We start from the raw sequence: 13,408 nt of genomic DNA, 5'->3' as shown, positions 1-13,408 counted from the left end.
CCTTCTAAATCATTTAGCTGATGCCCGCGATGTTAAGCGCGATCAACAAACAAATAACTGCTGCAAACAAGGATACTACCTCAATCAAAGCTGCAATAATCAACATTGCACCCTGGATCTTACCAGCAGCCTCTGGCTGACGAGCGATAGATTCCATTGCCTGACCACCGATTCTACCGATACCAAGACCTGCGCCAATCGCAACAATTCCTGCACCGATACCAGCTCCCATTAGAGCATACCCTGCGGTCAATAAAATTAGAGTTAACATAGTTTTTGATTTATATAATTGAACAAAGAAATTCCTAATTAATGATCATGAGCATGTTCAGCCACAGCGCTTCCGATGTACATTGCTGAAAACAGCGTGAACACGTAAGCCTGAATGGTTGCGACAAGGATCTCAATCAAATTGATGAAGGTAACCATGAGCGTACTCACGATACCAATAGCAAAAGATTCAAATATGAATGCCAAAGCTATAAAGCCCAAAATCACAATGTGACCCGCGGTGATCGCTACAAAAAGTCGAACCATCAACGCAAATGGCTTGGTGAATAAACCTATTATTTCTACTGGAACAATAATGAGCAACATAGCTGGTGGTACACCAGGAGTTGCGAATACGTGCTTCCAGTAATCTTTATTTCCATTCACATTAGTAATAATGAAAGTCAAAATCGCCAAGGTAAATGTTACAGCAATATTCCCTGTGAGGTTCGCCGCTCCGGGTAATAGTCCGAGTAGGTTACCAAACCAGATAAATAAGAATAAAGTCAATAAATAGGGTACAAATTTTTTGTACTTAGGACCGATAGATTTTTCAGCAATTTCGTCTCTCACAAAAATCACAATCGGCTCAATCAAAGCCGCTGCACCCTTCGGAGCTACAGCCCCGTTTTTCTTATAATGTCCTGCAGCTGAAAGAGCCATCCAAGCTAAAAATGCTAGCACCACAAATAGCATCACAACATTTTTAGTGATAGAAAGCTCAAGGAAGCTTCCCTCATCTACCCTACCTAGATGATCATGCTCATCGATGAAATATCCTTCATGAGCATACTCTTTGCCGAAGGCATGAGTGTCATGATTTTGGAAGTCGGTGGACATGAAAAATTCAAGTCCTCGGTCACCAGAATAGACTATCACAGGAAGTGGAAGTGTGACATGTGTATGACCGAATGTAGCAAAGTGCCATTCATGTGAATCCTTTACGTGATGCATGATAAAGCTCGTCTTATCCTCCTCGGATCCTGCGGCCATTGTTGGGGTGGTGAACCACAACATACATGCTGATAATAAAAGACTTAGGGCCAATAATTTGCGCTTCATCAACTCTTATTTTTGAGGGCTACTTTGAAATCGGGCGCAAGTTAGATATAAAGGTGTAGATATCAAAAGCTAAGTAGAACAAAAAAATCACAAAGAAATCAGCGATAAACAAAATAATATTTTCCACTCCCACCCATGCATAAATCCCGATGAAGGTGATAGATGCTATAAAACGCAAAACCATTCCCAAAACCATAATCTGAAAGAAATTATCTCCAAAAGATTTTAATAGAAAACCATTCAAAACTCCCACCAGAAAGGACACTATGGTCAAGAACGCGTAGATTTCCCAAATCTCCTCATGAATGATCACAGGTAGCAAAAGATTAAGTATGGCGATAAGGCTTGCTACTAGGGCTGCAAAAAGCAAAAACTGGATATGGAGATTTGAAGGAAGCTTCATGACTGATTTTGGCACAAAAGTACTGCTTCCTTATTTATTATCCTGCTGCATTGACTTCCAGAGTTGGTAGAAAGCCAATATTATTGATAGAAAGCAAAAAAGCAGAAGCCAGACTGGGAATTTCATATCGGTTTTGCTCTGAACCCACCAGCCAAAAGCTGTTCCTGCTGCTATCACACCAAATAGCTGGAAGGAGAGACCTATGTACTTGACATAAACTGGTGGTCCTTTGGGCTTTTCAGGCTTATTGCTGTCCATCATAGAGGGGCCAAGTTCATCGAAATTTCTTAAAATTCCACAAATACTACAGGTTGTCTGACCCATCTCTCAAGAAATGAACAAAATGATCGTTCTCAAAATGCAGTAAATCACCTATTTTGGTACTTTATTTGGGTAGTGAAGGAAATGTTTGGAAAGAAATTCTGTCTTGTTTTTTTGATTTTGGCCGTATCAGCCTGTTCTTCAGAACGGAATACGTTTACAAATCGGGCTTTCCATAATCTTACCTCTCACTATAATGCTTTCTACCTCGCGGACACACGAATCAGAGAGGTAGAAAATGAAGTAATCCAAAATTACAAAGAGGACTACACCCAAATTTTACCAGTCTTTATTCCAATAGATTCTGCCACGATTGATTCGAATGAGGAAAAATTGGAAACTTCAAGGGAATTAGCTTCCAAAGCAATTGAGTGGCATAGGATTTCCAAATGGGTGGATGACAGCTATTACCTCCTGGGCAAAATTGACTATCTGCAAGGAAATTTTGATGATGCCCAAAATACTTTCAAATATGTGAATGTAAATGGTAAGGACGATGACTTAAGGCATCAGACCCTTATTGCACTTTTACGACTTTATGTGGATTTGGAAGAGTATGAAAAAGCAAATTTCACTATAGACTACCTTTCCAAAGAAGATATCAATGACGAAAACCGATATGAGCTTTATAGAACATTAGCCTATTATTATGAAAGTCGTGATGATAAAAATGGGGTGTTAGGAGCTTTAGATAAGGCTTTGGAATATGAGCAGGATAAAAAAGAATCCTCCAGAATTAACTTCATACTTGCCCAGAGATATCAAAGAGAGGGATTAGATGCGCTTGCCTTTGACTTCTACAGGAAGGCCCAGGAAGGAAATCCACCGTATGAAAGAAGCTTTTTTGCCCAGCTTTATGCGCAACAAGTTGCGGAATTAAACAAATCTAAAGACTTAAAAAAGGTACGAAACTACTATGAGGATCTTTACAAGGACCCTAAGAATAAGGACTTGAAGGATGTGGTAGTTTATGAGATGGCTTTGTTTGAACAAAAACAGGGCGATACTGAAAAAACTCTTCAGCTATTACATCAGGCAGCTAAAGAACCAGGAAGTAACCCACGTCAGAAGGGCTATATCTATCAAAAGCTGGCTGAAATCAATCTTGATGAATTTCAGGATTATCGAGCTACAAAATATTACCTGGACAGTGCCCTGACTTTCATAAATGAAGCTGACCCCTCAGCAAAAAGGATAAGAGAGCAAAAGGAAAATTTGGACCAGTATGTTTTTCATGTTGAGAGGATAGAACAGAATGATAGTCTCCTCATGCTGTCGCAAAAAAGTCCCGAGGAACAAAAACTTATCGCAGAAAACTTCATAAAAACTGAAGAGGAACGATTACTTAGGGAGGCTGCTGCAGACCAAGAGGAAGAACCAAAAAGCATTTTCGATAACTTACTTGCTTTCAATGACCGCGGAACTACATCCACTTTCTACTTTGACAATAGCCTGGCTATGCAGCAGGGAGCCATTGAATTTCGTCGAACTTGGGGAAGTCGACCACTTCAGGATAATTGGAGAAGAAGTTCCGCTAGCTTTCAGGACACTAATCCCACAATTCCAGAACCTGCCTCGGCAGATTCAGTATCAGTCGAGGACGATAACCCTTTAAGCCAACTTCCCGATGTAGATGAATTACTTGGACAAATTCCTTCATCCCCAGAGGATATTCAAACCCTTAATTCAGAATTGGAGGAATCCTATTTCGAATTGGGGAAGCTTTTATATTTCGATCTTGAAGAAACCGAACAAGGCATAGACAATCTGGAAACCATGATTCGCTTTTACCCCGAGTCACAAAGAAAACCAGAGGCTTACTATCTGCTTTATCTGGCGCAAAAAGATCGCGGAGGAAATTCTCAGCAATACGTTACTCGATTAAACCAAGAGTTTCCCGATTCCAGATTCACCTTTTCGGTAAATAATCCAGATGCTGCCTCGGGTAATTTGGCCTATCTTAAATCTTCTGAGGAATACGAGAAGGCTTATAATGCCTACTTTGCCAGAAACTACAGAGAGTCCAGGGCCATAGTACGAAATGCCCTTCAGCAGTATCCTTTGACCAGAAATACTGAAAGACTTATGCTTTTGGATATCATGAATACCGGGAAAATCGAAAGCAAAACCAATTTCAGAGCAAGACTTGAAGATTATATTGATAATTCACAAGATTCGGCCTTGGTAGAGCTCGCGAAAAACATGCTTTATCCTTTGCTCTCGGAGGAGGAATTGGCGGAATTGAACCCTACCAAAGATGAGGATGAAGAGTCTGGAAAGGGAGCTGAAAAAAATTCGGCGGATGAGTCTGAAGCCATTGACCTGACGGATAGTCCTTATAAAGTTAATAATTCTCAAACGCACATCTTTGTGATCACAATGAACGAGGATGTGGAAGAAGCGGCAGAAAGTTTGCTTGGAGACTTGGAGAATTTCCACGGAACCAAGTTTAAAGGCAAAAGGTTGAGAAATGGAAATATGAAAATGCAGGAAACTGCGATTATCATAATCAGCCCTTTTAATACTGCCGAAGATGCCGATAAATATTATCAGGTATTTTTGGAAGAATTTGAATCTGAAAACTTGCCAGAAGAAGTGATTCAGTCGAGTTTCTATATTTCTATTGAAAACTTCCAAACGCTGAATAGAACAAAAAATATTGAGGAGTATAAGGCCTTCTTCAGGTCGACCTATAAATAAAACATGAGTAAAAAATCTACCACTCAAAAGTCCAATTGGGCGAAAAATACAATCAAATTCCTATGGATAGCCTTTATCGCTGGTTTTTTAGGTTTTGTGCTTTTTGTCTGGATGGTAAGCGTGAATTTTCTTGGCCTATTTGGAGCTCTACCAGACTTCAAGGCCCTTGAAAATCCAGACAGTGAATTAGCATCGGAATTATATTCCTCCGATGGCCTTCTTCTAGGTACTTATTTCCGTGAAAACAGAACCCCGGTTACATACGAAGAACTGGCGCCAAATCTGGTTGATGCACTGATTGCAACCGAAGATATCCGATTCGAAGAGCATTCTGGTATTGATTTCAAAGCAATGGCGAGGGTCTTCGTAAAATCTATCATTCTACGACAGGATGCGGGTGGTGGATCGACTTTGAGCCAGCAAACCGCTAAAAACCTATTTAAAACGCGGACTGCAGAATCCCAAGGAGCCTTGAGTTCAATCCCAGGATTGAGAATGCTCATTATAAAAACTAAGGAGTGGATTGTTGCAACCCAGTTAGAAAAGGCCTATACAAAGAATGAAATTCTGACTCTCTATCTGAATACCTCAGAGTTCGGATCAAACGCCTATGGGATCAAAACCGCAGCCAAAACCTTTTTCAATAAGGAACCTGATGAGCTTGCTGTACAGGAGTCTGCTGTTTTGGTCGGACTTTTCAAAGCTCCAACATATTACAGCCCAGTTTACAATCCCGAAAATTCACTTCGACGAAGGAATACCGTTCTCGGACAGATGAGAAACAATGGGTATATCAGTGAAGAAGAATTTGATTCGCTGTATCAGCTTCCAATCGAGCTCGATTACAAAGTTGCAAACCAAAACCAGGGTATGGCCACCTACCTTCGCGAAATTATTAAGGCAGATTTACTTCAGTGGACCAAAGAAAACTTAAAATCCGATGGCTCTAGCTATGATCTTTTCGGTGATGGTTTGAAAATTTATACTACTGTGGACAGCAGAATGCAACGATACGCAGAAGAAGCAGTCACAGAGCATATGGCTGAGCTACAGGAGAAATTTTATGCTGAGATGAGAGGCAGGGAACCTTGGGTTGATAATGACAACCGGGTTATCCCAGATTTCATTGAAACAGCGGTAAAAAGAACCGAGGCCTATCGACTGCTACGTAATCGCTATGGCAACGATACGGACTCTATTGAAGCCAAACTCAATGAACCGAAACGAATGAAAATATTCTCTTGGGAGGGTGAAATAGATACGGTCATGAGTTCCATGGATTCTTTGAGATATTATAAAAAACTATTACAAGCGGGTTTCATGAGCATGGACCCTACCACGGGTCATATCAAGGCCTGGGTAGGTGGAATAGACCATAAGTATTTTAAGTTTGACCACGTGAAGAGAGGGAAAAGACAGCCAGGCTCCACGTTCAAACCATTTGTTTATGCAGCTGCTATTGAAAATGGCTACAGCCCATGCTACACTGTGGTAGATCAACCCGTTGAGGTTTATATACCGGGACAGCCAGCTTGGTCACCGGCGAACGCTGACGGAAAATTCACTTACGAAAAGATGACCATTCGGAGAGCTATGGCTCAATCGGTCAACTCCATTACGGCATACATGATGAAAAAGCTTAGCCCAAAAATCGTAGTAGAAACCGCGAAAAGGCTGGGAGTTATGAGTGATTTAGAGGAAGTGCCATCACTTGCTCTCGGGGTGAATGATGTATCTGTATTCGAAATGGTTGGTGCTTTTGGGACTTTTGTAAACAAAGGGGAATATACCACACCGTTCTACATCGATAGGATTGAAGACAAAAATGGAAATGTCATCCAGCAATTTACTCCTCGTAAAAGACCAGCTATGAGTGAGGAGCACGCATACTTAATGACTTATATGCTGCGAGGAGGTTTTGAAGAAACCGGTGGTACGAGTCAAGGTGTACCTTACGACCTTCGCGAAGGAAATGAGCTGGGCGGAAAGACTGGAACTACTCAAAACGCCTCGGATGGTTGGTACATGGGCATAAGCAAAGATTTGGTTTCTGGAACCTGGGTTGGTGGTGACGACAGGGCTATTCACTTCAGGAGTTGGATAGCTGGCCAAGGGGGTAGAACCGCGAGACCAATTTGGGTGAAATACATGACCAAAGTGTATGCGGATGAAAGTCTGGGTTATACAAAGGGACCTTTCCCGAGACCAGAAAGACCACTAAGCATAGAAATCGATTGTGATGTTTATGAGCAGGAAAGTCAGCGATTCGCAGATTTTGACTATGATGCAGATAAGAACGATTATTAAGTGACCCTAAACAAGAAGAAAATGGCTGAACCTCTTCAGCCATTTTTTTATTTTTAAAGTATGGAGTCATCCTCATTTTTACCCGAAGAACACCTCAAGCTTCCAGATCAGCCCGGAGTCTATAAATATTTTAATGCTGATAAGGACCTGATCTATGTTGGCAAGGCCAAAAGTCTGAAAAAGCGGGTGAGTAGCTATTTCAACAAGAATTCCGGAGTAAATCTGAAAACAAGGAGAATGGTTCGGGAAATCCGTAAAATTGAAATCACCATGGTGAATTCGGAACTGGATGCTCTCCTTCTGGAAAATAATCTCATCAAGAAACACCAACCCAAGTATAACATCCTTCTTCGGGATGATAAGACCTATCCATATCTCTTAGTTACCAAGGAACCATTTCCTCGCATTTTTCAGACTAGAAGAATGATACCTAAAAGAGGAACTTATTTCGGGCCTTTTGCAAGTGTAAAAGCAATGAATAATGTTCTGGATCTGATTAGGGAATTATTCACCATCAGAACATGTAAGCTGGATTTATCTCAAGCCAAAATAGCTGAAGGAAAGTATAAGGTGTGTTTGGAATATCATTTAGGAAACTGCCAGGGGCCTTGTGTGGGGAAACAAGAAGAGGCAGACTATTTAAAAGACTTGGAGCAAGCAAAGCATATCCTAAAAGGGAACTTAGGAGCAGCCAAGAGTTATTTCAAACAGGAAATGCAAACCTATGCGGAGGAACTAAATTTTGAATTGGCTCAAAAGTTCAAAGATAAATTAGATTTGCTCGAAAAATACCAATCGAAGTCACTCGTAGCCAGTCCAAGTGTGAAAAACCTGGATGTTTGCACATTGGTTACAGATGAGAAAAGTGGATACGTAAATTATATGCGAGTCAAGGACGGAGCTTTGATCACCTCAAAGAATGTGGAGGTCAAAAAAAGACTCGATGAAAACGATGAGCAATTACTTCTCACAGCTTTGATTCGCTTGCAAGATCAATTCAATAGTGACGCAGATGAAGTCTTGTTGAATATTGAGCTTGAAGAGGAAATAGATGGCCTCAATGTTTTTACTCCAAAAATTGGTGACAAGAAAAAATTAATCGAGCTATCTATCAAAAATGCCATGTACTATAAAAAGGAAAAGGCATTGCTCAAGGGGCTTAATGAGGATAAGAAGGACCGAGTAATTAAACAACTTCAGGCAGATTTAAGCCTTCAGGAAATACCCGATCATATCGAATGCTTCGATAATTCAAATATTCAAGGTACTAATCCTGTGGCAAGCATGGTTTGCTTTCTGAATGGTAAACCTGCGGTCAAAGAGTATAGACATTACCATATTAAAACGGTGGATGGTCCTGATGATTTTGCATCAATGAAAGAGGTGGTGGGAAGAAGGTACCGAAGGCTAATTGAAGAAAAAAAACCACTTCCCAAACTAGTAGTGATTGATGGGGGTAAAGGTCAACTCTCTTCTGCTGTTGAAGCATTGAAAGAGCTAGATCTTTATGGCAAAATGCCAATAATCGGCATCGCAAAAAGATTGGAGGAAATCTATTTTCCAGGCGATCAATTCCCCATTCACATTGATAAAAAATCAGAAAGTCTGAGATTAATCCAGAGAATCCGTGACGAAGCTCACCGCTTTGCTATTACTTTCCACAGAAAGGTTCGTAGCAGAAACGCCTTCGGAACCGAATTAACCTCTATTCCGGGAATAGGAAAAAATACTGCAGATCAACTCCTCAAACACTTTAAATCTGTCAAGAAAATCAAAGAAGCCGAAAAAGAGGAAATTCTAAATGTTATCGGTAAAAGCAGGGGGAAACAACTTTGGGAGTGGATGGAAAAAAATAAAGGGGCTTGAAGCCCCTTTTATTTTACCACTCCCAGAGAGTGTTTTCGAATTCTAATAGTTTGTACTCAAAAGCCAAAGCATCCATATAGGCCTGAACATCAGGATTAGGGTGTTCCGCATCAACCATATCCGCGATCAATGCTTCATCAGGATTGGTAAATCGACGTACTACAGACCTGAATAATCTCGTATCAAAAGCTTTGTCATAGGTTAAGCTTTGAGAGAGATTCTGAAAATTAATCCATCTTGCCTCAGGATGATCTTTAAAGTAGTTGTAGAAATCCTTATACCTGATATAGGCGATTGTTTTTTGACCAGCATTTGAATTGGTCTGTGAAGGCATCACCAAGTGGATATACTTTATATCAAAAACCATATCAGAATGATGCTTATCAAAAACAAAATCCTCTTTGAAATCCAAATAATAAAGCTGCTTCACGAAAATCGAATCACCAACTGCATTTAACCAGAAGTTCTCTTGAAACTCAGCAATTGACAATGGGGTAGTAAATTCATCATCACCAAAAACTTCTAAGGCATTTTCGTCAACAACTGCCTTGTAAATGTGATTAATGATTCCATTTCTTTTACTATCACCAGATCCATAAAGAGAAAGATTGTATTTCTCCCTTAGGTCTATTCTTCTCCATACCGAAATTTGATACATCTTATCATCCTCTCTAATTCTTTTTGCAGAGAAGATCGTATCCATATCGAATTGCCTGTCTCCGTAACCCGATGGATTAACGCTCGTCGCTACTTGAGCAGTCGAGCCTACAGGCATCCAGGCACAAGCAAGGAGCAAAGCAACGATTAGGTGTGGAAAATACTTTTTCATAATCCTTTTATTTTTCTGTTTCCGCCCGAATTACTTAACCGGGATTCGGATAATTTGTCTTAATTCTGAAGGAATTCTATTCCCTCGGAAGTTCGTTCTGGTTACCTGACGAATTTCAAATACAATGTCATCACCAGCCCGTGCAGTTTCTAGAAGTTGTCTCATAGCAAGACTAGCGCCATTTGTGATTTGAACAGTCTGACGAGGAACTTCATTTCTCAGCAGCCTCATCTCACCACCTGTCACCTCGAAATTAGCATCTCTCGCCATCGTTCTTCCAAATGTTGGCTCAGGAACTGCATTGATTTTGAGCCCCGTTAAAGAACCAATTGCTTGAGCTTGTGAAAGATCTACAGGTGTTCCGTTACCTAGCACAGGCTCTAAAGTAGGAGCTGGTACTGGTTTTATTTCATACGAAACATCTCCGATTTTATTGCCTCCACTGCTCACTCCGATAGTTACAGATCCAGATGCTCCTGGCACAACGGTAAGTTGACCTGGTGAATTTCCTTTGATAGCCTGACCATTAGACACTGTGAAATCTGGTGCATATGAATTACCTAGAGCAGGCACTTCAATCAAAAGATCATTAGCACAATCAGCATATAGCTGTTGAACTACCTCAGAGGAAACCTTTATTATTGGCTGAGCCACATAATATGGGTATTCAACTTCGAGAACTTGATCCTCTCCACCTACATTGGTAAGAATCTCTCCCCTCAATACCCTTTCGGCGAGTCCTCTCTCATCATATTCACTAGCAGGAGGAACAGTAAAGCTAATTTTACCAAATCCATTTTCCACTGGAACCTCTCTTCCGTCCAATGTCATGGTCGGAGCTGCTGAAGAAGAACTTGATGCAATAAACATATCCCCTTCAAATTGTAAACCTGCAGCTACCACATTTGAAGTGGCTGCGATTCTCGCTTCTACAATATCGGCCTTGAAATAGAACGTACCGATTGAATTGGAGATTCTGGTAAGCGACTCACTTTCAATGTTTAAAACTTCATTTTGCCACTGTGAGATTAAAGCTAAAACGGCTCCAACTGGTGACTTCACAAAATTCAAAGAAACAAAGTCTTTATTTCTTACTTCAGAGTCATTCGCAAAAATTGGAATTTCATTTGCGTCCTTTGCGATATCATCAAACTGAAGATCATCAATACCAATTCCTTGTAAAATGCCCTCTATTTGATCTGGATAAGAATTGAGTCTTGTTTTAAGTTCTTCACCTATTCCCTGGTTATTAAACATGTTTCCAGGAATTTCAGTGTTTTTCAAATTTGCGTTCTCAAAGTTTCCCTCATCATTCTTTGCATTTGACTGCTCAATAAGGTCTTGCTTTAATTGCCCTAGATAAGAATAGATATCCCTTGTAGCAGAGCGAATTTCTTGTGCTGCTCCTACCTTTGGCACATCCTTCTCATTGTTTCCCTGCTGCTCAACTGTATATTCAATTGACTCAACTGTCGAAACATTCTTATTTATAAAGTTCTGAGATGTTCTCTCCATTCCGTCATTGATCAGAATGAATTTTTGTAGAATCTGATTACTTACCTGCAATGCTAGCAAAGCCGTAAGAACCAGGTACATCATCCCGATCATCCGTTGTCTTGGTGTCTCTTTTACTCCTGCCATTTCTTTTTGTTAGCGTTTAAAATTTGAAGAGTTTTGAGATTAACCTTTCATGGCAGAAAGCATTCCACCATAGATTTTATTAAGAGAACTTACATTATGATTCAACTTGGAAAGCTCATTTTTGAAAGCTTCAGTTTCTTTTCCAGCCTCAGAAAGACCTTCCATAGCAGCAGTCATATTGGAGTAGAACTTATTTAAAGTCTTCACATGACTGTTTGCATCCTGTAATTCCATCTCGTAAACAGAATTCAAAGCTGAAAGATTTTTCGTTACTGCCTGTACCTGATTATGATATTCTTTGGCATCCTGAGAAGCAGAAGACATTTCTGTCAAAGCCGCAGCTGTCTTGCTGTAAGAAGAGTTCATGTCTACAAGAGTCTTCGCAGCGGTTTTTACGTTCGCGGCATATTCGTTAGTCGCAACTGCTGCATCAGAAAGATTACCCATCTTTTCGGCAGAAGAAGCAAGGTTTTGCATTCCTTTCCCTAGACTATCGATCAATTCAGGGCCGATCTTAGATTTCTCAAGCATCTTATCCAACTCCTGAGTCACAGAACCAGATTTTGCTTTTGCCCTAGCTTGTGCTGGACTTTCACCTGCAAGTTCAGGATAAACTTTTGTCCAATCTACTTCTTCTGGCCTTGGCTCGAAAGCTGACAAAAAGAAAATGATTGCCTCAGTTGTCAAACCTATACCAATCATTAAGTTACCGCCTGCCCAATCAAGAATTTTGAACATGGCACCAAGGATAACGATAGAAGCACCGATACCGTAAATTTTCGGCATCACATTGCTGTAGAATTTTGCTTTAAATGAAGTGTTGTCAGCCATCAGGTTAAATTAAATTTTAAGGTGTTAGGTTTTTTTATTGTTGAAGTGATTTTATCTTTTTCTTCTTCTTGAAGATTTTACGTCCATAGAACCTGATCTACCAATGAAGGTCATAACAGTTCTAAAACCGATGTGCGCTTGAGCTACATCTTCATACTCATAAGTTCTAGTGGAAGTCTCCAAATAGTGAGCGATATCTTTCCATGATCCCCCTCTTACTACTTTTCTTGGCTCATTTGGATCATCATAAATTGGATCCAAATCCCAGGTAAGGGTTCTTGAAGTAGTGGAATAAGCATCCATTACCCATTCAGCAACATTTCCAGACATATTATATAATCCAAAACCATTTGGAGCGAAAACATCTACAGGAGCAGTATATGCAAATCCGTCATCGATGTAATTACCTCTTCCAGGCTTGAAGTTTGCCATAAGACAACCTCTTTTATTCTTAAGATACGGACCACCCCAAGGGTACTTGGCAACATCCTTTCCGCCTTTGGCAGCATATTCCCACTCTGCTTCACTTGGAAGTCTAAAACTTGGAGCATCAAAATCTACATCATCGTTGGCGTTTTGATGATAAGTTCTCCACTCGCAGTATTGCTTTGCCTGATCCCAGGAAACTCCGACTACCGGGTAATTGTCAAACGCAGGATGATCAAAGTAGAATTCCATTAATGGATCTCCATAGTGATAAGAAAAGCTTGTGGACCAAACTGTGGTATCAGGCTTTAGCTCTTCAAGATTAAAGGTGGGCGGCTCTTTTAGAGTAGTAGGAGTACCCGTCTCAAGCTGACCCTGAGCAACTGCCTCAAGAAATTGCCTGTATTTATTGTTAGAAACTTCGTATTTGTCCATGAAGAACTCAGAAATGGTTATCTGCTTGTTCATGGAAGATTGGGTAAACGCTATATCTTCATCAGATTGACCCATCCAAAAAGTTCCCGCTTTCACAGGGACCATTTCTAAAGGAAGTTGTTGTTGCCAGGCAGTTCTTTTAGGAACACCCGTAACCTCACCTCTTCTGTTCGCCTTTTCACTTGCTGAACCCTTTTTATTAAAGAGTCCACAGCCTGGTAAAAGTGTCGCTATAGCCAAGCCAAGCACTACTGGCAAGAGGCGACTGTTCATTTTTTTATACATAAATGACAATTTTGATCATATCTATTGCTGAC

General features: G+C 40.4%; 11 protein-coding genes. 3 read left to right on the top strand and 8 right to left on the bottom strand.

Going from position 1 to position 13,408, the window contains the following annotated elements; all coding sequences use genetic code 11:
* Window positions 1-13: 13 nt before the first annotated feature.
* The 4 genes from atpE to QVH07_RS12150 are packed head-to-tail and all read right to left on the bottom strand — an operon-like array spanning window position 14 to window position 2,059.
* Window positions 14-271, bottom strand: coding sequence for an ATP synthase F0 subunit C (atpE, locus tag QVH07_RS12165; protein ID WP_290000739.1), 258 nt, complete (start codon window positions 269-271; stop codon window positions 14-16).
* A 38-nt stretch (window positions 272-309) separates the two neighbouring features.
* Window positions 310-1,332 carry a F0F1 ATP synthase subunit A gene (gene atpB, locus QVH07_RS12160; protein ID WP_290000738.1) on the bottom strand — a complete coding sequence of 341 codons (1,023 nt, stop codon included), beginning with the start codon at window positions 1,330-1,332 and terminating at the stop codon, window positions 310-312.
* A gap of 19 nt (window positions 1,333-1,351) precedes the next feature.
* Complete coding sequence (locus QVH07_RS12155) at window positions 1,352-1,735, bottom strand: hypothetical protein (protein ID WP_290000736.1); 384 nt, start codon at window positions 1,733-1,735, stop codon at window positions 1,352-1,354.
* 30 nt (window positions 1,736-1,765) lie between these two features.
* A complete protein-coding gene (locus QVH07_RS12150; protein ID WP_290000734.1) occupies window positions 1,766-2,059 on the bottom strand; it encodes an AtpZ/AtpI family protein in 294 nt (97 codons plus the stop codon).
* Between the two features lie 81 nt (window positions 2,060-2,140).
* Between QVH07_RS12150 and porW the strand changes: the two genes are divergently transcribed.
* From porW to uvrC, 3 genes are read left to right on the top strand one after another with little or no spacing between them, the layout of a single operon-like run.
* Window positions 2,141-4,756: a type IX secretion system periplasmic lipoprotein PorW/SprE gene (gene porW, locus QVH07_RS12145; RefSeq protein ID WP_290000732.1), complete on the top strand. Its 2,616-nt coding sequence runs from the start codon at window positions 2,141-2,143 to the stop codon at window positions 4,754-4,756.
* A gap of 3 nt (window positions 4,757-4,759) precedes the next feature.
* On the top strand, window positions 4,760-7,063 hold the full coding sequence (locus QVH07_RS12140) for a penicillin-binding protein 1A (RefSeq protein ID WP_290000731.1): 2,304 nt from the start codon (window positions 4,760-4,762) through the stop codon (window positions 7,061-7,063).
* 60 nt (window positions 7,064-7,123) lie between these two features.
* Window positions 7,124-8,929, top strand: coding sequence for an excinuclease ABC subunit UvrC (gene uvrC, locus QVH07_RS12135; RefSeq protein ID WP_290000729.1), 1,806 nt, complete (start codon window positions 7,124-7,126; stop codon window positions 8,927-8,929).
* Window positions 8,930-8,942: 13 nt separating this feature from the next.
* On the opposite strand, the gene porN is transcribed toward uvrC, so the two are convergent.
* The 4 genes from porN to porK are packed head-to-tail and all read right to left on the bottom strand — an operon-like array spanning window position 8,943 to window position 13,376.
* Entirely contained in the window at window positions 8,943-9,758 is an 816-nt protein-coding gene (porN, locus tag QVH07_RS12130) for a type IX secretion system ring subunit PorN/GldN (protein ID WP_290000727.1), read from the bottom strand.
* A gap of 30 nt (window positions 9,759-9,788) precedes the next feature.
* Window positions 9,789-11,399, bottom strand: coding sequence for a type IX secretion system motor protein PorM/GldM (porM, locus tag QVH07_RS12125; RefSeq protein WP_290000726.1), 1,611 nt, complete (start codon window positions 11,397-11,399; stop codon window positions 9,789-9,791).
* A gap of 39 nt (window positions 11,400-11,438) precedes the next feature.
* The gene (gene porL, locus QVH07_RS12120; RefSeq protein WP_290000725.1) at window positions 11,439-12,230 is read right to left on the bottom strand and encodes a type IX secretion system motor protein PorL/GldL; all 792 of its coding nucleotides are present in this window, start codon (window positions 12,228-12,230) and stop codon (window positions 11,439-11,441) included.
* A 51-nt stretch (window positions 12,231-12,281) separates the two neighbouring features.
* On the bottom strand, window positions 12,282-13,376 hold the full coding sequence (porK, locus tag QVH07_RS12115; protein ID WP_290000724.1) for a T9SS ring complex lipoprotein PorK/GldK: 1,095 nt from the start codon (window positions 13,374-13,376) through the stop codon (window positions 12,282-12,284).
* Window positions 13,377-13,408 lie beyond the last annotated feature (32 nt).

Origin of the sequence: Algoriphagus sediminis (genome assembly GCF_030403435.1) — a bacterium.
GTDB classification, from domain to species: Bacteria; Bacteroidota; Bacteroidia; order Cytophagales; family Cyclobacteriaceae; genus Algoriphagus; species Algoriphagus sediminis.
Note: the sequence above shows the minus strand (reverse complement) of the source record. Positions and strands in the feature narration are given on the sequence as shown.

Bases quoted from the DNA above. Each gene is read 5' to 3' on its own strand.
- porN (WP_290000727.1), bottom strand. From the start codon at position 9,758: ATGAAAAAGTATTTTCCACACCTAATCGTTGCTTTGCTCCTTGCTTGT.
- porM (WP_290000726.1), bottom strand. From the start codon at position 11,399: ATGGCAGGAGTAAAAGAGACACCAAGACAACGGATGATCGGGATGATG.
- atpE (WP_290000739.1), bottom strand. From the start codon at position 271: ATGTTAACTCTAATTTTATTGACCGCAGGGTATGCTCTAATGGGAGCT.
- QVH07_RS12155 (WP_290000736.1), bottom strand. From the start codon at position 1,735: ATGAAGCTTCCTTCAAATCTCCATATCCAGTTTTTGCTTTTTGCAGCC.
- porW (WP_290000732.1), top strand. From the start codon at position 2,141: ATGTTTGGAAAGAAATTCTGTCTTGTTTTTTTGATTTTGGCCGTATCA.
- QVH07_RS12140 (WP_290000731.1), top strand. From the start codon at position 4,760: ATGAGTAAAAAATCTACCACTCAAAAGTCCAATTGGGCGAAAAATACA.
- uvrC (WP_290000729.1), top strand. From the start codon at position 7,124: ATGGAGTCATCCTCATTTTTACCCGAAGAACACCTCAAGCTTCCAGAT.
- porL (WP_290000725.1), bottom strand. From the start codon at position 12,230: ATGGCTGACAACACTTCATTTAAAGCAAAATTCTACAGCAATGTGATG.
- atpB (WP_290000738.1), bottom strand. From the start codon at position 1,332: ATGAAGCGCAAATTATTGGCCCTAAGTCTTTTATTATCAGCATGTATG.
- porK (WP_290000724.1), bottom strand. From the start codon at position 13,376: ATGTATAAAAAAATGAACAGTCGCCTCTTGCCAGTAGTGCTTGGCTTG.
- QVH07_RS12150 (WP_290000734.1), bottom strand. From the start codon at position 2,059: ATGGGTCAGACAACCTGTAGTATTTGTGGAATTTTAAGAAATTTCGAT.